Source organism: Agrobacterium sp. 6Ca8 (assembly GCF_055382765.1).
This window is the reverse complement of record NZ_AP026434.1, coordinates 1,188,427-1,208,214: the sequence shown is the minus strand read 5'-3', so window position 1 is coordinate 1,208,214 and position 19,788 is coordinate 1,188,427. Positions and strand designations below refer to the sequence as shown.

Annotated in this window: 21 protein-coding genes; 9 read left to right on the top strand and 12 right to left on the bottom strand. The window is 57.2% G+C overall.

What is annotated here, in order from left to right:
- Window positions 1-54 precede the first annotated feature (54 nt).
- The 3 genes from ACZ5A6_RS19755 (at window position 55) to phrB (ending at window position 3,281) form a co-directional block, all read left to right on the top strand.
- Complete coding sequence (locus ACZ5A6_RS19755) at window positions 55-1,050, top strand: hypothetical protein (protein ID WP_464111309.1); 996 nt, start codon at window positions 55-57, stop codon at window positions 1,048-1,050.
- A 102-nt stretch (window positions 1,051-1,152) separates the two neighbouring features.
- Complete coding sequence (locus tag ACZ5A6_RS19750; protein ID WP_464111308.1) at window positions 1,153-1,713, top strand: GNAT family N-acetyltransferase; 561 nt, start codon at window positions 1,153-1,155, stop codon at window positions 1,711-1,713.
- A 44-nt stretch (window positions 1,714-1,757) separates the two neighbouring features.
- Complete coding sequence (phrB, locus tag ACZ5A6_RS19745) at window positions 1,758-3,281, top strand: (6-4)DNA photolyase (RefSeq protein WP_013761029.1); 1,524 nt, start codon at window positions 1,758-1,760, stop codon at window positions 3,279-3,281.
- A 217-nt stretch (window positions 3,282-3,498) separates the two neighbouring features.
- On the opposite strand, the gene ACZ5A6_RS19740 is transcribed toward phrB, so the two are convergent.
- From ACZ5A6_RS19740 to ACZ5A6_RS19730, 3 genes are all read right to left on the bottom strand, one after another.
- Window positions 3,499-3,912 (bottom strand): curlin, encoded by a 414-nt coding sequence (locus tag ACZ5A6_RS19740; protein WP_038495499.1) that lies wholly within the window; start codon window positions 3,910-3,912, stop codon window positions 3,499-3,501.
- Between the two features lie 168 nt (window positions 3,913-4,080).
- Window positions 4,081-4,479, bottom strand: coding sequence for a curli-like amyloid fiber formation chaperone CsgH (gene csgH / locus ACZ5A6_RS19735; protein ID WP_013761026.1), 399 nt, complete (start codon window positions 4,477-4,479; stop codon window positions 4,081-4,083).
- A gap of 65 nt (window positions 4,480-4,544) precedes the next feature.
- Window positions 4,545-4,982: a curlin gene (locus ACZ5A6_RS19730; protein WP_013761025.1), complete on the bottom strand. Its 438-nt coding sequence runs from the start codon at window positions 4,980-4,982 to the stop codon at window positions 4,545-4,547.
- 58 nt (window positions 4,983-5,040) lie between these two features.
- Here ACZ5A6_RS19730 and ACZ5A6_RS19725 point away from each other — a divergent pair, with 58 nt between their 5' ends.
- The 3 genes from ACZ5A6_RS19725 to ACZ5A6_RS19715 are packed head-to-tail and all read left to right on the top strand — an operon-like array spanning window position 5,041 to window position 7,073.
- Window positions 5,041-5,790: a hypothetical protein gene (locus ACZ5A6_RS19725; protein WP_236760428.1), complete on the top strand. Its 750-nt coding sequence runs from the start codon at window positions 5,041-5,043 to the stop codon at window positions 5,788-5,790.
- A 31-nt stretch (window positions 5,791-5,821) separates the two neighbouring features.
- A complete protein-coding gene (locus ACZ5A6_RS19720) occupies window positions 5,822-6,352 on the top strand; it encodes a lipocalin family protein (protein WP_038495503.1) in 531 nt (176 codons plus the stop codon).
- Between the two features lie 19 nt (window positions 6,353-6,371).
- Window positions 6,372-7,073: an SDR family oxidoreductase gene (locus tag ACZ5A6_RS19715; protein WP_013761022.1), complete on the top strand. Its 702-nt coding sequence runs from the start codon at window positions 6,372-6,374 to the stop codon at window positions 7,071-7,073.
- Between the two features lie 55 nt (window positions 7,074-7,128).
- Here ACZ5A6_RS19715 and ACZ5A6_RS19710 read toward each other — a convergent pair whose 3' ends face one another.
- On the bottom strand, window positions 7,129-11,616 hold the full coding sequence (locus tag ACZ5A6_RS19710; protein WP_464111307.1) for a putative Ig domain-containing protein: 4,488 nt from the start codon (window positions 11,614-11,616) through the stop codon (window positions 7,129-7,131).
- A 433-nt stretch (window positions 11,617-12,049) separates the two neighbouring features.
- Window positions 12,050-12,838, bottom strand: coding sequence for a DUF4394 domain-containing protein (locus tag ACZ5A6_RS19705; protein WP_013761020.1), 789 nt, complete (start codon window positions 12,836-12,838; stop codon window positions 12,050-12,052).
- A gap of 204 nt (window positions 12,839-13,042) precedes the next feature.
- Between ACZ5A6_RS19705 and ACZ5A6_RS19700 the strand changes: the two genes are divergently transcribed.
- Together ACZ5A6_RS19700 and ACZ5A6_RS19695 are read left to right on the top strand one after the other, a co-directional pair.
- Complete coding sequence (locus tag ACZ5A6_RS19700; protein WP_025594844.1) at window positions 13,043-13,588, top strand: sigma-70 family RNA polymerase sigma factor; 546 nt, start codon at window positions 13,043-13,045, stop codon at window positions 13,586-13,588.
- Complete coding sequence (locus ACZ5A6_RS19695; RefSeq protein WP_013761019.1) at window positions 13,585-14,289, top strand: anti-sigma factor; 705 nt, start codon at window positions 13,585-13,587, stop codon at window positions 14,287-14,289. The genes ACZ5A6_RS19700 and ACZ5A6_RS19695 overlap by 4 nt, the downstream gene beginning before the upstream one ends.
- A gap of 127 nt (window positions 14,290-14,416) precedes the next feature.
- On the opposite strand, the gene bdcA is transcribed toward ACZ5A6_RS19695, so the two are convergent.
- Window positions 14,417-15,124: an SDR family oxidoreductase gene (gene bdcA / locus ACZ5A6_RS19690; protein ID WP_013761018.1), complete on the bottom strand. Its 708-nt coding sequence runs from the start codon at window positions 15,122-15,124 to the stop codon at window positions 14,417-14,419.
- Window positions 15,125-15,205: 81 nt separating this feature from the next.
- Between bdcA and ACZ5A6_RS19685 the strand changes: the two genes are divergently transcribed.
- The gene (locus ACZ5A6_RS19685) at window positions 15,206-15,802 is read left to right on the top strand and encodes a TetR/AcrR family transcriptional regulator (RefSeq protein WP_013761017.1); all 597 of its coding nucleotides are present in this window, start codon (window positions 15,206-15,208) and stop codon (window positions 15,800-15,802) included.
- A gap of 69 nt (window positions 15,803-15,871) precedes the next feature.
- On the opposite strand, the gene ACZ5A6_RS19680 is transcribed toward ACZ5A6_RS19685, so the two are convergent.
- From ACZ5A6_RS19680 to ehuC, 6 genes are all read right to left on the bottom strand, one after another.
- Window positions 15,872-16,357: a hypothetical protein gene (locus tag ACZ5A6_RS19680; protein WP_013761016.1), complete on the bottom strand. Its 486-nt coding sequence runs from the start codon at window positions 16,355-16,357 to the stop codon at window positions 15,872-15,874.
- Between the two features lie 388 nt (window positions 16,358-16,745).
- Complete coding sequence (locus ACZ5A6_RS19675) at window positions 16,746-17,117, bottom strand: HVO_A0114 family putative DNA-binding protein (RefSeq protein WP_013761014.1); 372 nt, start codon at window positions 17,115-17,117, stop codon at window positions 16,746-16,748.
- The gene (locus ACZ5A6_RS19670; RefSeq protein ID WP_245260845.1) at window positions 17,114-17,332 is read right to left on the bottom strand and encodes a toxin-antitoxin system TumE family protein; all 219 of its coding nucleotides are present in this window, start codon (window positions 17,330-17,332) and stop codon (window positions 17,114-17,116) included. The genes ACZ5A6_RS19675 and ACZ5A6_RS19670 overlap by 4 nt, the downstream gene beginning before the upstream one ends.
- Window positions 17,333-17,632: 300 nt before the next feature.
- Window positions 17,633-18,412, bottom strand: coding sequence for an ectoine/hydroxyectoine ABC transporter ATP-binding protein EhuA (gene ehuA, locus ACZ5A6_RS19665; protein WP_013761013.1), 780 nt, complete (start codon window positions 18,410-18,412; stop codon window positions 17,633-17,635).
- Window positions 18,409-19,101 carry an ectoine/hydroxyectoine ABC transporter permease subunit EhuD gene (gene ehuD / locus ACZ5A6_RS19660; protein ID WP_004431448.1) on the bottom strand — a complete coding sequence of 231 codons (693 nt, stop codon included), beginning with the start codon at window positions 19,099-19,101 and terminating at the stop codon, window positions 18,409-18,411. The genes ehuA and ehuD overlap by 4 nt, the downstream gene beginning before the upstream one ends.
- Window positions 19,102-19,113: 12 nt before the next feature.
- On the bottom strand, window positions 19,114-19,779 hold the full coding sequence (gene ehuC, locus ACZ5A6_RS19655; protein ID WP_013761012.1) for an ectoine/hydroxyectoine ABC transporter permease subunit EhuC: 666 nt from the start codon (window positions 19,777-19,779) through the stop codon (window positions 19,114-19,116).
- Between the last annotated feature and the right edge of the window lie 9 nt (window positions 19,780-19,788).

The window sequence follows — 19,788 nt, the reverse complement described above, 5'->3', positions numbered from 1 at the left end:
GAGCTATCTTGCCTGTCAGGATCGCTACCGATCCGCATCATTTCGTTGGTTCGCATGATCCCAGTAGCACTACCCTCCGTCGAAACGCTGCTTTTGCTTGCCTTCCTTCTTGCCACGACACTGGTCTGGGGTATCTGGACAGTGGTGTTGGTTGCACGATACGCAGGAGGCCGCTGGGCGCGCCCGATGATGCTGCCCTATGGTCTGGCGACCGCCATTGCGATTTTTACACTTTGGCAGTTCGGTAATTTCTATCTCCAGATGCGTGCCTATGACAGGGAAATGGCGTCTAGCTATCGCCCGGAGCTTGGGGAGCCGGTGCGCCTTGGCCAGATCGACATGCCCAAAGGCACGAAACTTGAACTGGCCGTGGCCGACACCAGGGAATCCTTCAACCGCGCGGTCTTCCCCCATCCCGTGCGGGTCGCGAATGTCGATGCCGTCGAGATCGCCCGCTATATCGCGATAAAAACCAACGGAAATTATGAGACCGTCGGCTTTGTTCCAGAGACGATGCGGGTGACGGGCACAGGCGTGACCCTGCAGAGCGGCTGGCGCTGCGATGCGGCACAACCGGTGGAGTTCGACCTGAAGGCTGACGGGGATGTATCCGCATTCAGCCGATGTGTCCTTGCCGACGGGAACATCGTCGACGGCATTGTCTTGCCGAAGGGCACATTTCTGCGTGCCTCCACCGGCAATGTCTATACCGACGGTTTCATCGATTCCGACAGGTGGGTTCTCGACACGCCCACGGGCCAGGTTATCCGCATTGATGATTTCGCTCTTGAGGATGTCACGCTCGCCCTCGATGGAGAAAGAAAACTCTATGAAATCCGAAGTGCGGTTTTGTCGAAGGAAGCAACGGCGGGCGCGCTCCACTTCGCAGCCGGCACTGGAATTCGCCTCAATCCCCGGCACATCCGGACTGATTATCCCGGTGCATGGTTGATAACACCATCACCTGCGTCCACCGGTTCTGAACCGGTGTCGCCTCGGTCAAGCGTGCTGAACAGTGGCGGAAAGCTTCTGGCCACCCTTTCCGACTAGCGCATTGGTGGACCAGATACTCTGAACGATCTCGATTGAGGGCTCTCTTGCGATCAGGTGCACGCGACCCCAGATATCGCGCATTATTGAAAGTGCGCATAAATGAACCCTGAGAACTACCTACCGATAAAGACCGACCGGCTGATCCTTCGTAAATTCCAGGCCGCTGATCTCGCATCATACGCCGATTACCACACACGCGATGACGTCTACCGTTTCCTCTATGCCGCACCGCCTTCGGATGATGCGGTGAAAACGCAGTTCGCAGCGCTGCTCGAGGCTCCGTTCGAAGAGGACGGCGATACGTTGCGACTCGCCGTTACGCGCAGCGACGATGACACGTTGATCGGCGAAGTCCTGCTTAAAATTGCGAGCAAGGCAGCTTTGCAGGCGGAAGTCGGTTATGTCTTCAATCCTGATTTTTCAGGTAAGGGATATGCGACGGAAGCCGTCCGGGCCATGATAAGCCTCGGCTTCGAGACGCTCGGATATCACCGGATTTTCGCGCGGCTGGATGCCCTGAACCACGGATCGATCGGCGTTGTTGAACGCCTAGGCCTGCGGAAAGAAGCGCATTTGATCCAGAATGACCGGTTTGGCGGCACCTGGGGGGATGAATTCATCTATGCCGCCCTGAAGAGGGAGTGGGCGTCTAGCCCGTGATCTTGCGCAGGTGATGATTATGTCGGGTTTGAAGGAAATTGTCGGTGTCTCAACTGGTCTTGATCCTCGGCGATCAATTATCTCCCTCCCTATCTTCGCTGGATGGTGTCGACAAGACGCGCGACACGATCCTGCTTTGCGAGGTAATGGCGGAGGCTACCTATGTCGGCCATCACAAAAAGAAGATCGCCTTCATCTTTTCCGCCATGCGCCACTTCGCCGAGGAACTGCGTGGCGAAGGATACCGGGTTCGCTACACGCGGATTGATGATCCCGACAATGCGGGCTCCTTCTCGGGTGAGGTGCAGCGGGCGTTAAACGACCTGACCCCTTCCAGGATTTGCGTCACCGAGGCTGGAGAATGGCGCGTCAAGTCAGAGATCGAGCGCTTCGCCAGTGCCTTCAATATCGAGGTCGATATCCGCCCTGATCGGCGCTTTCTTGCCAGCCATGAGGAGTTCGAGCGCTGGGCGGCCGGGCGCAAAAGCCTGACGATGGAATATTTCTACCGGGAAATGCGTCGCAAGACTGGCCTGTTGATGAATGGCGAAGAGCCGGTCGGTGGACGCTGGAATTTTGACTCGGAAAACCGCAGTCCCGCCAAGCCGGACCTGCTGAGGCCAAGACACCCGGTCTTCGCACCGGACAGGATAACAAGGGATGTCATCGACACCGTCGAGCGGCTGTTTCCCGACAATTTCGGCAAGCTTGAGAACTTTGGGTTCGCCGTCACCCGCGCCGATGCCGAGCGGGCGCTCAGTGCCTTCATAAACGATTTCCTGATGAATTTCGGCGCCACGCAAGATGCCATGCTGCAGGATGACCCGTATCTCAACCACTCGCTTCTGTCTTTTTACATCAATTGCGGGCTGCTGGATGCGCTGGAGGTCTGCAGGGTGGCGGAGCGCGCCTACTACGAGGGCGCGGCACCGCTCAATGCCGTCGAGGGTTTCATTCGCCAGATCATCGGCTGGCGGGAATATATGCGCGGCATCTACTGGTTTGCCGGGCCTGACTATGTCGACAGCAATTTCTTCCAAAACGACAGGCCGCTACCGGGCTTTTACTGGACGGGCAAAACCCACATGAACTGCATGGCGACCGTAATTACGGAAACCATCGAAAATGCCTATGCTCACCATATCCAGCGACTGATGATCACGGGAAACTTTGCCCTTCTTGCCGGCATTGATCCGAAGGCCGTTCATCAATGGTATCTCGAGGTCTATGCGGATGCCTATGAATGGGTTGAGCTGCCGAATGTGATCGGCATGAGCCAGTTCGCCGATGGCGGCTTTCTCGGAACAAAGCCCTATGCCGCAAGTGGCAACTACATCAATCGCATGTCGGACTATTGCAGTAATTGCCGCTATGACCCCAAGGAGCGTCTCGGTGACAAGGCCTGCCCATTCAACGCGCTATACTGGGATTTTCTGGCCCGCAACCGTGAAAGGCTGAAATCCAACCATCGGCTGGCGCAGCCCTACGCCACATGGTCCCGGATGAGCGAAGACGTCCGCCATGATATCAGAGCAAAGGCGGCTCTGTTTTTGAACCGTCTGAGCTGACGCGGCTCTTTCTCTGTTTTTGCCGACGGCGGGATACCCGATCAGAGCTGTCCTGCGCATATCTCCGTCATGACGCGGCTCGTAAAACCAGCTCCGCGTGGTACCGACAGCGCCGCCGGTCCATGCGGCAATGGCGCCAATGATGAGAGCGGCGAAGGCGAGCTATCGGAAACGACGTGAAGCCTGCCGCGTTTCTCAGCTTACTTTAAACTATCACTTACCAGCCGTAGCTGAATGTCAGGCCGCTGCCGTTGTCTCCGTTCTGCTCCACGTTGGTTTCGGTGTTCCGCCCATACTGGAAAATGCCATAGGCATTGTTATTGCCGTTTTGCTGCAGCGTTGCGGAATGGCCGTTGCCCCGCTGCCGGATAAAGCCGAGATTGCCGCGACCGTTCTGGGCGATGCCTGCCGCATTTCCCCGGCCCAGTTGCCGGATGTCTGCGTCTTTCAGATCGCGATAAAGCGAGTAGGCGCGCAGACCGGTTGAGAACAGATCCTCATCCCCGGAATTGCCAGGCGCGAGGTCAAAGGAAATGCGGCCACCGGCATGGGCGGGAGCCGTAAATCCGAGCGGCGCGAGGCCTCCAACAAGCAGAGTAACGGTGAGAAGTTTCAACACGTTGCGGGTCATTCTGATCTCCATTCTGTCAGTGCCCTTGCCGATGATCCAATCTCGCATCCTGCAACTGAACCCGAACGGAATTGCCCATTCACATGTCGTTCAGTCGCTGCACGAGGATCAAAGAAAAGGGCGCTCAACCGGCGCCCTCTCTGGTGGAAATGTATAGTTGAGGTCAGCCTAGTCGCCGCCAACCTGCTTCGTGCAGCTGAAGCGCCTGCCATCGATTTCGAGATCTAGCACTGCCTTGTACTGCGCTCCCTTCGCGCCAAGCGTTACCGAACTCAGAAGTTGCGAACGCCCGGCAGCGGCATCAAAGCCGCCGCCCTGGTTGATGACGGAACTCCCGCTGCCTCCTGAATTTTCGACGTGAAAGGCATAGGTACCTCCAGCACCGGTGTTACCCTTTGCGAAGGCCTCCAACCTGACCATGCCCGCCTGCGGTGTTGCCTTGATCTCGCAAAGCTTGCCTTCGCTCAGGTCATTTGCGGTCGACATGGCTGCAATGGCGCCGAAGGGAAGCAGTGCAACGGCAAGGATAGCCGCCAGGCGGCGTGGATGTGTGACGCTGTAGGGCATGGCTAGTCTCCTTGATGATCTGTTGACTTGATCTCGACCAGTTGCACGTCAAGGCCTGCGGCGGCTTACGGGCAGGCCTGCACGAAGGCCGCGACATTATCATTACCGCCCTGGTTCACATTGGCGCTGCAGCCACGGCCAACCTGAACGCCGGCCGCGATGTTGCCGTTGCCGTCCTGGGTCAGGATGGTGGTGTGGTTGGAGCCGAACTGGCCGATGCCCGCCACGTTGCGGCTGCCGTTCTGATAGGTGGAGCCGTAATTGTCATGCCCCTCCTGACCCACAGCCGAAAGGTTGTGACGACCATATTGATGGCCGACGATCCGGTTATAGCCGCCGTTCTGGTAGGTGCGGATCCGGTTGCCATAACCTTCCTGTGCGCCACCGGCAGAGTTCGACCAGCCATATTGTTCGATGCGCACATCGTTGGCCATGGCGGGGGCCGTGGCGGTGAAGCCAACGAGAGCGGAGAGTGCAATTGCTACGAAAGACGTACGGATCATGACTGTCTCCTCAGGCGGATAAGACCGCGGTTGAACGTCTTTGTTGTAGACGGTCTCGTTGGAACGGAAGCTGAAGAGATTATTCAGTCGTGGTTCATTGGCGGGGTATGGTCCCAGCGTCGCAACAATGGTGACGAACATGATGACAAAGTTTTCTTGGCAGGATGAAACCAAATTGGCTCGCCTTTCGTACATGGCTTGCGCCTTCAATGTTCAGGCGAAAAGGGAGACGAATCTGGGTCCGATGGAGCTTCAAAGCCACGCTAGCCAGCCCGCAAATGCAGGGTCTGCTGCAAGAGATGATCTGACACGAGCAACCATAACCGTTGCCTGGGTCATCATCCTCAACAAGCCATTTTATCCGCTTTACGTGTGGTATCTGGTCGATGACGGAGCCATGGCATCGCTTGTCACCCTATTGTCGGTGCCATTCTTTCTCGCGATACCATTCCTGGCGAAAAAATCCCCTTTGGCCGCGCGCCTCGCTCTCCCTTTGGTGGGAACAATCGACACGCTGTTTGAAACCAAACTATTCGGCCAGGCTTCTGGCACCGAATTTTTCTTCGCAGCCTGCATCATGCTTGCAGCCATGTCGTTCCGCGCAGACGAGAAGCTCTGGCAATATGCGACGGCAATCCTCGTCTTCATCGCTTTCTTTTTCTCGCGGACGTTTCTCGGCGCGCCGCTGCAATCCTGGTCGGCAGATGATCTTGCAACGCTTCTCAATCTGAATGCGTTCTCTGCCGCCAGCCTCATGGTCTTTATCGCCCTTAGATATGCCGGCATTTCACGGCGAACCGAAATCTGAACAAGAGCCGTGCCATCGACAGGAGGAGTTTATGCTTAGACATTGTAACCGCGTGATTGGTGCCCTGACATTTTCGCTGGTTCTGTTTGCCGGTTTTGCGGTTTCCGCAGCCCCCAAACCAGTTGCCGTCGGTCTCGATCATTACCGCGGTACCTGGCTTGAAATCGGCCGTACACCCATGTTGCTGACAGACGGATGTGTTGCAGGATATTCCACCTATCGGCAGGGAGCATCGGCGGATGAAGTGCTGATAGAAGATGGCTGTCGAGCAGGAAATCCGAAGGGTCGCCTCAAGACGGTGAACGGCGTCGGCAAGATCGAGGATTTCGGATCAACCAATGCGAAGATGCGCGTTCGCTACCCTCTTTTCATCACATTCAATTATTGGGTTTTCTACAAATCGCCTGATAAGTCCTGGTTCATCAGCGCCAACCCGTCGACCGGCGATGTGTGGATCTACGCCCGCAACATCCCGTCCAAAACGAAGCTCAATAAAATGATCACGAAAGCACGTGAGCTTGGCTACGACGTCAGCAAGCTCGAGTTTCCGGTCCAGAAATAACAGCTGATGGAGCGCATGGATGATGCAGTCGCTTGAAAATGGCTACAGGGCGATCGTCTTGGGCGCATCCGGCGGCATTGGTGGAGCCCTGTTGTCGCACTTCGAGGCCGACCCTCGTTGCGCGTTCGCCTTGCCGCTCTCGCGAAGCGTCGATGGTCTCGATATAACGAACGAAACCAGAGTGCGCGAAGTTGCCGCCCGTCTGGAGGCTCAGCGCGGCTCCTTCGACCTGATATTCAATGCAACCGGTGCCTTGACGGTCGATGGTGCCGGTCCCGAAAAATCGATAAGGGCGATCGACGAAGTTCAAATGGCGAGGCAGTTTGCGGTCAATGCCATAGGCCCTGCTTTGCTGCTCAAGTATTTCACCCCGCTTCTGCGCAGAGACGGGCGAAGCATTTTCGCCTCCCTGTCCGCGCGCGTTGGCTCGATTGGCGACAACAGATTGGGCGGATGGATCTCCTACAGAGCATCCAAGGCCGCTCAAAATCAGATCATCCGAACCGCAGCCATCGAAATCGCCCGCACAAACCCACAGGCCATCATCGTGGCGCTTCATCCCGGAACAGTCGAAACAGAGCTGTCCAAGCAATTTTCGAAGGGCAAAGACTTGTTCACCCCGCAGCAGTCTGCCGCGCGCCTGATGGAAACAATCGATGGTCTCACACCGGCACAAACAGGGCAGTTTTTTGCCTATGACGGTTCAAGGATCGAATGGTGAGTGCCATCGTCTGCAAGGCATTATCCACGATTGTGATGGTGACGAAGCCCCTGGTCTAAAACTTTTTGCTGACACCCACTCTTGCGCCAGCCGAGGTTTCCCCATCGCCTTCAATGTTAAAAAGGAGGCCGGCGTCAATGGACCAGTTTTCCGCAGTCTCAACTGTTACTCCCGTGCTGAGGGAGCCAAAGGCGCCTTCTCCATCCAGCCCCGAAACACCAACTGTTCCGCCGAATTTCGGTGTCATGATGGAACCGTTTTCAAGGGAAATCTGGCGCGCAATCTCGGCGCCGAGGCTGACACGCAGTTGCTCTTCCTTAAAACCGCGCAGCTCGATCAGGTCACCAACGTCATTGCCGACTGTATAGTTTTCGATAGTCTCGGATAGATAAACACCTCGAAATCTGGGCGTGAAGGTCGTGACGTCATTGATGTCCCAGCGTCCCGAGATCGACGTGTCGAAAAGCCAACGGCTGGTATCGAAGGATCCGTCCCAGAAGGGTGTATCGATGTCGTTCGCAGAGCCGCCATACAGCAGGCTGCTGTCCCAGAAAACGCTTCTGGCGATTTCAAACGAGGCATAGGGGCCAAGGAGCCAGCCGTTACCGGTCAACTCGTTGTCACCGTTCGTCGGATCCGTCATGCGGTCGAAATGGAAGGAAAAACCAAGCATTGCCTTGTCGGAAAGCAAATAGTCCACACCTGCTGAAACCATGGCGAAGCTGCCCCATTTGCTTCCCGATTCATCCCGGTTGTGGACGAGGAACGAGCCGTCAAGCCAGATGTTGAAAAGCGGCATTTCCGTTCTCGTCACGCCATCGGCGTTGTTTCGGGCAGCTTCGATCTGCGCAAGGCTGGTGGCGAAACTCAGAACCATGCCCTCTCCGGAAGGCATTGCACGTGAAGTGACGGCACTGGTGGTGTTGACCATCTGTCGCCGTTCAAGAAGGCCCGGCACCTTGATCGTTGACGCGATGATGTTCTGTCTGGCGCGGACAAATCCATGCACGAGATCATTTATCTCGTCTGCCACCTGTGCAGCATCGTAACCGAGATTATAGGTGACGGTCCCCTCGTTGGAGGCACCCAGTGCACTGACGAGACGAAAACCCACCCGGGCTTGACCCGAGAATGCGGGATTGGGGATGAATTTGAGGTACAATCCCGTCGCCTGCGTACCGCCGGCCTGAGCGAATTCGCCGTTCACGATGCTTGCCCGACCGGCGTTGGCAGGACTGACAAAGGTGAGATCGGCGCCGGTGAAGGGACCGCCCGTGGCGCCTGTGGCGAGATTGATATTCGGCGGTGTTGCGCCCGGCGCTACGCTGATCTCCCGGTTGGCGACGTTGATTTCGCGGGTCTTCACTTTCAGCGTATAGGCTGCTGCAGCGGTTGCCCCTCGAGCGTCCCGCACCTGAACGGTAAAGCTATAGTCACCCTCGGTTTCGGTCTCCAGCGGACCTGTGAGTTCACCGGTTGAAAGATTGAGGATCATACCTTTTGGCAATGTACCGCCGGCAAGGCTGTAGAGCAGCGGGTTGGTGCCGCCGGAAGCCGTGATGGACTGGCTGTAAGCTTCTCCTGCCATCGCTTCCGTCAAAGCTCCGCCTGCGGGTGAAAGGGCGAGGGCGCCCGCTGGCGGTGTAACTGTGATCGTGACCGTGGCGGACGAATTGCCCGAAGAGTTTCTCGCCGAATAGGTAAAGCTGTCGGTGCCGGAATAGCCGCTGTTCGGCGTGTAGGTAACACTGGTGCCGATCACGCTGACAGTTCCGTGTGATGGGCCGGTGATAACAGCGATTGTGTCCAGCCTGCCTCCCGATATGCCGAGAGGTACGGGATTGCCGGTACTATCTGCGACGACGGTTACTGTGCTGTCGCTTGCGACAGGCGCGGCAACCAGGACAGCTATGGTGTAGGCAGCAGAAGCGGTAACGCCGTTGGTGTCGCGTGCGGTGATATTGAAGCTCGCATTTCCTTCCGTCGTCGGATTGCCCGTGATCTCTCCGGTGGCGGAATTCAGGTTGAGGCCATCGGGCAGCGCGCCGCTGCTCGTATATTGATAGGGTGCATTGCCGCCTGATACTGTGACGGTCTGGATATAGGGCATATCGACGAATGCATCCGTCAGCCGTCCTGCGGAGGGAGAGAAGACGAGTGTCGTCGCCGTGACCAAAACTGTGACGGTTGCAGGCGCAGACACACCGCTGACATTCGTTGCCGTATAGGTGAAACTGTCCTGACCCGTATATGCCGGTCTTGGCGTATAGGTGATCATGGTTCCGGTTGCTGTCGCGTTGCCATTGGACGGAGCCGTGGCGATGGCGACGCTGGCCGGGTCTCCACCCGTCACATTGAGAGCGATGACGTTGTCGGACGAATCAGGTGCGACACTGACCGAGACCGCGTTGGCCACAGGTGCCTGTGGATTGACGGTGAACGAGCGCGTGATCTGGCTCGCAGGAAGATAATCGCTGTCGCCGGGCTGATCCGCATTGATCGTACATGTGCCTGTAGAAACAAAGGTCAGAAGGCCACTGCTTGTAATTGTGCAGGTGCCGGTCGTGACGGAAGTAAAAATCGGAGACAATCCGGAATCGCTGCTAGCCGTCAGCGTGGGCGTCGTTCCAAACGTCTGCGGCCCCGGATTGTTGAACGTGAGCGTCTGTGACGCTTTCGGAGTGACGCTGTTTGATTGAACGGAGGCGACACTCTGACCGGCAGCATTTTCGGCGGTAACCGTGAACGTGTAGCTTTGGCCGTTGGTTAGGCCTGTGACAACGATGGGGCTGTTCCCCCCTGCTACCGGCGCCACATCTGCGGGGGTCGCTGTCACGATATAACCCGTGATCGCCACACCACCATTGCGTGGCGGCGGCTGGAAGGACACGGCCGCCTGGGTGTCACCAGCGGTTGCCATCAGACCCACCGGCGCATCGGGCAGAGTGAATGCGACACTAATGGAATAAGCGCGGCTGCCCGTCTGGCCATTTACATCGGATGCGGTGACTGTGAAGTTATAGGTGCCCGACAAGATCGGCGTGCCGGAAAGCTCGCCGGAGCCAGCCAATGAAAGGCCCGGCGGCAGCGAGCCCGTGCTCACTGAGAAGCTGTGTGGTGATGCACCGCCCGAGGCTGTTAGGGTCTGGTTGTAGGCTATGTCATACGTCGCATTGGGGATGGAAGTGGGACTTATATCTATCACGGGTGCCGCGATGGAAACGGAATAGGATTGTTCTCCTGTCGCACCGTCAGAGTCGGTTGCCGTCACGGTAAAACTGAAATTGCCGGTCTGAGTTGGAATGCCCGTCAGCTCACCGTTGCTGGAAAGAGAAAGCCCGCCGGGCAGCGTGCCTGCTGAGACCGCAAAGCTGTGAGGCGCACTACCGCCGCTCGCGGTCAGGCCCACCGGACCATAGACCTGTTGATAGGCTGGATCGGCAATCGCGACAGGGGTGATTTTGACCGGGTCGTATGAGACCGAATTGTCCGAACTCGTCGACGCCTCGTTTGCGAGGCCGGCCGGTGTCGTGACACTTCCGGCTGGGATCGTTGCAACAACGGTTCCGGCCCGGTTCATGCCCGACACCGCCACCTGATAGGTGGGACCGGAACCAGAAATCGTGGCCGTGGTGGCGCCGGCCGTGCCGGACAGCTGCACATCGGCGCCGGAAAAACCAACAATGGGTTTGTCGAAAGCGACGTCGAACAGGATCGGCGACCGAGACGTCGGGTCCGCTTGCGCTGTTGCCTGATTGATCGTCACAGTCGGTTTGGTTTCGACCGTGTGATTGGAGCCGCTTGCGGAAGATGTGCTGCAGCCACTGCCTCCTGTGTAGGAAGCGCTTACTGGATATGTTCCGGATGACAGGCTCGTCGTCCGGAAGGTGGCGGAAGATGCCGGGCTCACCGGCCCGGTCGGCGCCAGACCGAGATTGGCCGATTGGGAACCGATGGAAATGCTGACGCTCCCCGGAGGCGACTGGCCGGCATTGCAGCCCATGGAGGAGACGGTTGCCGTGACTTCCACCTCTTGGCCGGGCAAGGATGGGTTGGGCGAAGACGTTACCGACAGGACGACAGGCCCGCCTGCTACGGCGCGTACGACGAGCGTATTGCTGGTAAAGCTGAAAGAATGTCCGCCCACCCGGGTGCCGGAGAAACTGGCGAAATCCGAAAACTGCCCGGCCATGACATCCAATTCGTCGACGCGGTAAGCCGCAGTACATGTCAGCTTGTTGGGCCATTCAAGGCCGCTGCCCACGCTGGGACAGGATACTACTGCACCCTTGATGGACGTGGTTGTGGGATTGATGCTGGTGATGGTGTAGGAGCCGGGATCAATAACGTAATCGAAACGGATGTTATCGCCAAGGCCATTGAACGTCGCAGGCACGGCCGAAACCGTGACGGACTGGGCAAGCGCCTGTGTCGCTAGGACAAGGAGAAGCGAAAGAGCGATGGCGCCCGTTCTGGATATCGTATGAAGACAGGACACCGCACGACCTGCAGCGTCTTTCCACGAGCTCAACCTGCCACCCATCATGCCCCCCCAGCATTAGAATATGCGCATAAACTTTTACTAGCAGGTATTTAAATAGATTACATGGAGTCAACCATTAGGTGAAAAATAACTCGAGTTAGACACGCATTTTGAACAGGGTGTGCCGTATTTGTGTTTGCCTATGGAAAGATAGCGAAGACGATGTGGTGCGCGATACGGCAAGACTGAGGGAGCTGGTAAGGTGTCGCGGGGACTTATCGGTTCTTTGACGGCGGTGGGTGTATGTGTCAGTGTTATCAATATTTTCGTTGGCTTACGCTCGATCGTTAACGGACGACTGTCATACACCCCAACAATAAGATCTGTTTCCGAATATCTGATCGTCAACATTACCGATTAAATAAAAGAGGCCGGCCCGCACAACCGGACCAGCCCTTTCTGACAACTAAAATCCCCAGTCTACGACCCCCAATCACATCGCGGGAAGAATAGTGATGTCGCGCAAGCCGTTGTCTGCGCCTGTGATCCCGCCGATTTCGGTGGCAGCGCCGGTTTCGAGGTTGACGGTGTAAAGCGTGTTGCCGGCGGCCAGGTATGCGGTGTTCTTGCCGCCTTCCTCGCCGTGGATATCGAATGCGTAGGTTGCCGGCATGTCCTTGAGGCCGAGCTTGCCGATTGCCTTCAGTGTGCCGTCATTCGGCTTCGTCTGCTGAACCAGGGCGCCGATGGTCGCGTCGATATTGTACATGGCCGTCTTTTCCGGCTTGCCGATCGAGTTGGTATAGGCGGCGGCAACGATGTTTGGCGCTTCTCCCTTGTGCATGTCGCCATCTTCGAAAGCCAGTGTTCCATCAACCGTTACAGCGCCGGTGTCGGGATGCACGCGGTGATTGGTCGTGCCGGTCATGAAACGAAGACGATCCGCTGCTGGGTTGAAATCGACCACAACAGGCGCTTCGGTCATGGTCAGCATCTTGTCCATCTTGGCCACATCGGTTGCAGCACCTGTCTCAAGGTTGATGGAGACGATGCGGTGGTCCGGCGTTACACCGATGACAGTCTTGTTACCGGGGCGAAAATCGATGCCAATGAGCTTGTCGACGCCGGTGACATCCATTGTCTTTGTAACGGCAGGCTTGTCAGTGTCGAACATGACGAGCGTCTTGTCGCCGGTCAGCCCCAGGACCGGTGCTGAAACCGCGATGCTTGCCGATGCTGCGAAAGCGGCGGAGGCGATCAGAGTGGAGCGGATGATATTCATGGTGTTTCTCCCGTGCGTTGAACCGTTCGGAAGGCGTCCAGCGGTTGGTTTTCGACGCTTCCACAGTTCAAGACACCGGGCAGGGTGCATTTGGATGCAGACAGCGAAAAAATATTTGCGAGATGCATCCATATGCCGCCACGATGGGTATTATGCCCAAGTCGACCATGCTGGCGATCAGACGTTGAAAGGTTTCAAATGCAGATGGGCTCCGTGCCGGACGATCTACACAGGGCGCTCACAGCCTGCGCAAAAGGGGACAAAAACGCATTGCGTGCGATTTTCGATCGCGAGGCAGGCCGGCTGATTGCAGTGGCAGAGCGCATCGTCAAGCGCAGGGAACTGGCGGAAGAGGTGGTACAGGAGAGCTTCGTGCGCATCTGGACCCATGCGCACCAATACCGGGCAGATCAGGGGTCGGCGCGCGGCTGGATTTACGCGATCGTCAGAAACCGGGCGCTTAATCTTCTGCGCGACAGCAGGCGTGAACTCCCCGTGGAGGATGTTGAAACGCTCCGCGATGGCGCGCAGGCAGATGAAGTAATGGCCGCATGGCAGAAGCTTGATCGGAATTCACGCCTTTATGAATGTCTCGGCGGTCTTGAGGAGACAAAGAGACAGGGCATCCTGATGGCCTACGTGGCCGGATATTCCCACGGCGAAATCGCTGGCCGGTTGCGCATTCCGCTTGGAACGACGAAATCCTGGATCAGGCGCGGCCTTTCGGCGCTTCGGGAGTGCATGGCATGATGATGGAGCGCAAAGATATTCCCGCCATCGCCGATGACTATGTATTGGGCTTGCTGGAGACCTCCGAAGCCACGGCTGTTGAGGCGGCAATGGAAACGGATGGCGAATTGCGGGCGGCAATCGCGGCCAGCCGTGAGCGTTTTCTGCCGCTCGATACCACCGTTGAGCCGGCATCCATCAAGGGCGAATTGTGGAGCAACATCGAATCCCGCCTGCCGCTTCAGTCGACATCCGCATCCCTTAAGCCCACCCACACGGCAAACGACAACAGCACAAACCGCTGGCGCGCCGTTGCCGTGTCTGCCATTGCCGCAACCGTTGTGCTCGCCGCCGGCCTTACGTTTAGCCTGACACGGACAACGGAGCCGCTGGTGATCGCAGTCCTCGTCAACGAGACGGGTGAGGTTCAGGCCGTTGTTGAGGATTTCGGCAACGAAAGAGCAACCGTGCGGATGCTGGCCGATTTTGCAGTGCCTGGAGACAAGACGATCCAGGTATGGACATTGCCGTCCAAGGATGTTGGCCCGGTCTCGCTCGGCCTGATCGATGGCGTCCGTTCAGCGCGTCTCGATGGACCGGCTTTACCGACCCCGAGAAGCGACCAGCTCTACGAGATCACGCTTGAACAGGCAGGCGGATCACCAACAGGCAGGCCAACCGGCCCAATCTTGGCAAAGGGCTTCGCCCGAATGCCGCGATAGATCACCCAAAGGCAAAACCGATAAGATCGCGGCGAAATTTCCTTCGCCGAATTCTATTCGCCGGTTTCGGGAGCAACACCATCGTGCTGTCCCGAAACCGGCCGCAAACAATCAGGCAATCTGCTTATCAGGCGCCAAATGCGCCATCGATCGTGTGCATCGCGCCCGTCACAAAACCGGCTTCAGGCCCGGAAAGCCAGGCCACCATGCCGGCCACTTCCTCCGGCCGTCCATGGCGCTTGAGTGCCATGAAGCTGTGCATCAGGTCTTTCATCGGCCCGTTTTCCGGATTCGCGTCGGTGTCGATCGGGCCGGGCTGCACAACGTTGATGGTGATGCCGCGTGGCCCGAAGTCGCGTGCCAAACCGCGCGCCAGCCCCTGCAAGGCCGATTTGGAAACGGCATAAGAGGCCATGCCCGGCACCGGCATCCGGTCTCCATTGACCGAGCCGATAACGATAATCCTGCCACCGTCAGGCATCCGCCGCGCCGCCTCCACAGAGGCGTGATAGGGCGTCTGGATGTTGATCTGAAACAGACGGTCGATGGCATTAGGGTCCTGCTCGAGAGCATCGCCAAAAATGGCAATCCCGGAGTTCACGATCAATATGTCCAGAGGACCACTGTCACGCACTACGCGGATGACTTCGTCGCGGTTAGCACTGTCCGCCCGTATGGCAGTGCTGCCCGTCTCCTTCGCCAGCTCTTCCGCCGCACCTTGGGACGCGCCATAGGTGAACGTTACCTTTGCACCTTCGTCTGCAAACCGCCGCACGATGGCTGCGCCTATGCCTCGGCTGCCGCCGAGAACCAGAACGGATTTTCCTTGAAACACGAGCACTCTCCATGACCTTGAAAATTAATTTAATGATCGATACATAAATACCGAATAACTCACTCGTCAAGATATTATGTAATGACCGATACAAAAAACATTCGCTCCCGCGGCCGTCCGCGCCGTTTTGATCCTGATCAGGCTGTGGCCACGGCCAAGCAGCTTTTCCACGCGCGTGGCTTTGATGCTGTGGGCGTCGCGGAGATTACCTCGGTGTTAGGCATCAACCCGCCAAGCTTTTATGCCGCTTTTGGCAGCAAGATGGGCCTCTACAAGAGGGTTCTTGATCTCTATGCCGGAACGGAAGCAATTCCTCTTGCCGATATTCTGCGGCCGGATCGTGAGGTTGGCGAGTGCCTTGCATCGTTGCTCGAAGATGCGGCAAGACGCTATGCAGCTCATTCCGCAGCCCCTGGTTGCCTCGTTCTGGAAGGCACGCGCTGCGACGATGAAGAGGCGCGTGCCGCAGCCCGCGTTTTTCACACGGCGGCAGAGGGCGTGATCCGCTCCTATATTGCCGCGCGCCATCCGGAAGAGGCTGAGCGTCTGGCGGATTTCGTGAGTTCGACCATGGTCGGTCTCTCCGCCATGGCGCGGATTGGCCGCGACATAGAGCGACTCCTGAGTATTGCGCGCGTTGCGGGGGGAGCGGTGAAGCAGGAGCTTTCCGAGGCTTGAATCTCGGAGCAGTCTCAATACTTCTTATTAGTGATGGAAGCTGGTAGGTGTCGAAAACCCGGCTCATTCTCACCAGAGATCGATCAGGCCACCTGATGCTCCGTGCACGGGGTCGGTCGTCGGCTTTGGCAAAGACTTTATCTGTGCAAGCATCGCACTGGTTGGTGCAGACGTCTGAACATCGGCCTCCTGGCCGGGTGGATAAGCGCCGACAACCTGAAAATCCGCAGAGGATTTCAGCTTCATGTGGCCTGTGCCGGCTGGCAAGACCAGACAGTCACCTTGCGTAACGTGCAAGGTTTGCCCATCCGGCCCGCCAATCTGCAACGTCGCTTCACCGCCCCCCACGCCCAGAACTTCATGCGCGCCGCTGTGGTAATGGTGATAGGCAAACACACCATTGCGCCAGATGCCGCGCCATCCGTTTCGTGCGAACAGTGCCTCGAAAGCAGCGGAATCGAATGGCGAGCCGACGTGTCGATAGATGATGACAGGGAAGGTCTGGTTGTTGGGAACCTGATCGCCTGGATTTAAAGTGATTTTTTCAACTTTCATGTGAATGCTCCTGGCCATCTGTCGGGCCTGCCAAACCGTGTCTGGTTTGCTGCGCAGCCAGTGCTGGCGACCAGCCAATCTTCGTCCGCACTTCGGCGGAACTGGAGTGGCACCGGCAGATTTCCGCCACCGACACTCCTTCATGACCCTGCTTCAGAATGAACGTCTTCTGTGCGTCCGAAAACTGCGATGCTTTCATCGTCTTCCGTTCCTGTCCCAGCCAGGAAAATGCACCGGAACACTCTAACCAAAAACGGTCCAGTATGAAGGGTTCAGATCAACAGAGTGCCGTGTCCGTATCGAGGGGACCGGGAGGCGAAGGGCCGAAGGCGGTTCCTCTCGCCATAATCGACGCTAATCGTGCTACACGTCAGCGCCCTCTCTCCTATCACGCCACCTGTCTTGCTGACACCATCATCATATCGATATGGATATGCTCGAACGGGCAACTTAATGCACCGCGCTCGTCCTTCTCAATCAGTCCCAGCTCGACTAGCACCGCAGCATCTTCATGGACGCGCTTGACGTCCCGGTTCAGTCTGCGCGCAAGCTCTCGCACGCCAACCGTTCCACTTCCCAGAAGGACGTTCAGTAGTTCCCAACGACGCTCGGTGAGACGCGAAAAGAATGTGCCGGGTGTCTCAAAGTTTAGCGTTTCACCCTGATACTCACCGCTTTCGAGGCCAATAGCAGCGCGCTTACCTGCTACGCGTAATGCCGATTTCCAGTCGGCATTTGTCGTGATGGTCAAAGTTCTCATGACTGCCTCCGTTTTTCGACCTCAAATAAAAAGTCCTCAATCAGTTGGTGGATTGTTGTGAACCGGTAAGGAAACTCATGGCCGTCCAGATGTATGTGATCGCCTTTACCCCGCTCATTGTCGAAGCCCACAACCCTAATGCCGTTCTGGGCATAGACCATTCGATATTTGAACCCATGTTCGGTTGGGGGAACAGGCGTTGGAACTTTCCAAATAACGAACTGGATAATGCTGCCGTCGGCACCAACACTTTTGTGTTCTGTTATCGTGAGACCCTTCTTGTTGTCTATAATGCCAACATCTTACGGTGTTGTCAATCTCGCCAACACTTGATTAATGAGCAAATCCAGCCGCAGCGGCGAGACGTTGCGGCGCGACGGCTATTTTGCTCAGCCGCCTCGGGGAACTGCTTCAGGTCGCCTCCGGTGTGACCACCCTATTCAGCATCATCGAGCACATCTGCTACCTCGTCGTCGCTGTGGTCATGGCTGTTTCCTGGTCGTGTGAGAGTGCGGTTACCGCAGAACGGATGACAGGAACTCGCGGGTCCGATCTTCCTTTGGTGCGCCGAAGATTTCTTCTGGCGTTCCTTGCTCACAAATACGCCCTTTGTCGAAGAAGCAGACCCGGTCCGACACTTCCCGAGCGAAACGCATCTCGTGGGTAACAAGTAACATGGTCAAATCGTGCTCGTGGGCCAGGCCACGGATGACGGAAAGCACTTCGCCGACCAGCTGGGGGTCTAGGGCGGAGGTTGGTTCGTCAAAAAGCAGGACACGCGGGCGCATGGCAAGAGAGCGGGCAATGGCGACACGCTGCTGCTGGCCGCCAGAAAGCTGCACTGGATAGTGATCCTTCTTGTCGGCCAGGCCGACCATCTTCAGGAGTTCGATTGCCCGTGTTTCTGCCTCCGGCCGGGCAATGCCCAGTACACGCACCGGCGCCTCCACGATGTTGCGCAGCACCGTCATATGAGGGAAGAGGTTGAAGCTCTGAAAAACCATGCCGACGTGGTTACGGATCTGGCGCAGGTGTTTTTCCGAGGCTTGGAAGGGGCCTTTGCCGCCGGCCTGATGGTAGGAAATGTCCGCCAGCGTCAGCTTTCCCTCCTGGAACGGTTCCAGCGTCATGAGAATGCGCAGAACCGTCGACTTACCGGAGCCGGAAGGACCGATAAGAGTGACTTTTTCACCTTTTGCCACGCTGAAATTGAACTGGTCGAGGACCGTCAAAATGCCGAACCGCTTTGTGACATCGGAAAATTCGATCAGCGGCTGATTGGTGTTGTTTGTCATCGCAAGGGTATTCCTGCTTTTGGAAGCGCCCTTTGCAGGCGGCTGAGGCCTGCTGAGCAGATTATGGTCAGAAGAAGGAAGATCAGGCCGACAAGCGTCAGCGGCACCAGATATTCGAAGGTGCGCTCGCCGATCATGTTTGCCAGCCCCATCATCTCTAGAACCGTGACGACGGAAAGCACCGGCGTTTCCTTGATCATGGCGACAAGATAGTTGCCCATGGCCGGAACTATGCGCGGGATCGCCTGCGGGATGATGATATCCCGATACGTCTGCATGCGCGTCAGATTAAGCGCAGTCGCGGCTTCCCACTGGCCATGATGCACCGCCTCCATGCCGCCGCGATAGACCTCAGACGTATAGGCGGCATATTGAAGGCCCAGCGCCAGCGCGCCGGTGAGAAACGCCGGCAGAACGATGCCGAATTCCGGAAGAACGTAATAGAGGAAGAAAAGCTGCACCAGAAGCGGAGTGTCGCGAAGGAATTCGACAACAACTGCGGTCGGCCAGGAAATCAATTTCACCCGACTGCGGCGCAGCAGCGCAAAAACCAGCCCCAGAATAAGCGCGATGGCAAAGCCGGCGGCGGCTGCTTTCAGCGTTACCGTCAGGCCGATCAAAATGATGGGCAGGATCGAGGTCGTGTAGGTGATCCAGGTGGTCGTGTCCCATTCGTAACCATACATCATGACTGAATATCCTTACGAATGGCGAGTGCGCGGAAACACATTGCCGCGCCGCACGACATGTTCGATCACCCGGATGATGGCCATCAGGATCAGCGACATCGCGAAATAACAGAGGAGTGTGATCGAATAGATGCTGGTGCTATCCAGCGTCAGGTTGCGGATAGACTGTGCCGCGAAGGTGAGGTCGGTAATCGAGATCAGCGATACGAGTGAGGAAAGCTTCAGCGTTTCGATGGCCAGATTGCCGAAGGACGGCATCATCTCGACGATCGCCTGCGGCAAGGAAATGCGAAACAGCGTCTGCATCCGCGTGAAGTTTAGCGCTCGTGCGGCTTCCAGCTGCTGCACCGAAACGGAAGATAACGCGCCGCGAACGATCTCGGCGCCATACCCACCCGCATGGGCGGCGAGCACCATGACGCCGGTGGTGACCGGATCGAAACTCAGACCGACGAGCGGCAGCGCGTAATAGAACCAGAAAAGCTGGACCAGCAGCGAGGTGCCGCGAAACACCTCAGTGTAGCACAATGCGACAGTCGAGAGGATTGGTCCACCCTCGACGCGAAGAATGCCGAAGCAAAAGGCGAGTACCGTGCCGACAACAAGGGCTGCGAGCGTCATCGTCATCGTGACGACGGCGCCTTGCCACAACATCGGCAGGTAGGCGGTCATGTCCATCTGGAGTGT

Bases quoted from the DNA above. Each gene is read 5' to 3' on its own strand.
- ACZ5A6_RS19720 (WP_038495503.1), top strand. From the start codon at position 5,822: ATGCTTAGACATTGTAACCGCGTGATTGGTGCCCTGACATTTTCGCTG.
- ACZ5A6_RS19715 (WP_013761022.1), top strand. From the start codon at position 6,372: ATGATGCAGTCGCTTGAAAATGGCTACAGGGCGATCGTCTTGGGCGCA.
- ACZ5A6_RS19700 (WP_025594844.1), top strand. From the start codon at position 13,043: ATGGGCTCCGTGCCGGACGATCTACACAGGGCGCTCACAGCCTGCGCA.
- ACZ5A6_RS19730 (WP_013761025.1), bottom strand. From the start codon at position 4,982: ATGATCCGTACGTCTTTCGTAGCAATTGCACTCTCCGCTCTCGTTGGC.
- ACZ5A6_RS19680 (WP_013761016.1), bottom strand. From the start codon at position 16,357: ATGAAAGTTGAAAAAATCACTTTAAATCCAGGCGATCAGGTTCCCAAC.
- ehuD (WP_004431448.1), bottom strand. From the start codon at position 19,101: ATGATGTATGGTTACGAATGGGACACGACCACCTGGATCACCTACACG.
- ACZ5A6_RS19710 (WP_464111307.1), bottom strand. From the start codon at position 11,616: ATGGGTGGCAGGTTGAGCTCGTGGAAAGACGCTGCAGGTCGTGCGGTG.
- ACZ5A6_RS19685 (WP_013761017.1), top strand. From the start codon at position 15,206: ATGACCGATACAAAAAACATTCGCTCCCGCGGCCGTCCGCGCCGTTTT.
- ACZ5A6_RS19695 (WP_013761019.1), top strand. From the start codon at position 13,585: ATGATGATGGAGCGCAAAGATATTCCCGCCATCGCCGATGACTATGTA.
- ACZ5A6_RS19740 (WP_038495499.1), bottom strand. From the start codon at position 3,912: ATGACCCGCAACGTGTTGAAACTTCTCACCGTTACTCTGCTTGTTGGA.
- ACZ5A6_RS19755 (WP_464111309.1), top strand. From the start codon at position 55: ATGATCCCAGTAGCACTACCCTCCGTCGAAACGCTGCTTTTGCTTGCC.
- ACZ5A6_RS19705 (WP_013761020.1), bottom strand. From the start codon at position 12,838: ATGAATATCATCCGCTCCACTCTGATCGCCTCCGCCGCTTTCGCAGCA.
- csgH (WP_013761026.1), bottom strand. From the start codon at position 4,479: ATGCCCTACAGCGTCACACATCCACGCCGCCTGGCGGCTATCCTTGCC.
- ehuC (WP_013761012.1), bottom strand. From the start codon at position 19,779: ATGGACATGACCGCCTACCTGCCGATGTTGTGGCAAGGCGCCGTCGTC.
- ACZ5A6_RS19675 (WP_013761014.1), bottom strand. From the start codon at position 17,117: ATGAGAACTTTGACCATCACGACAAATGCCGACTGGAAATCGGCATTA.
- ehuA (WP_013761013.1), bottom strand. From the start codon at position 18,412: ATGACAAACAACACCAATCAGCCGCTGATCGAATTTTCCGATGTCACA.
- ACZ5A6_RS19750 (WP_464111308.1), top strand. From the start codon at position 1,153: ATGAACCCTGAGAACTACCTACCGATAAAGACCGACCGGCTGATCCTT.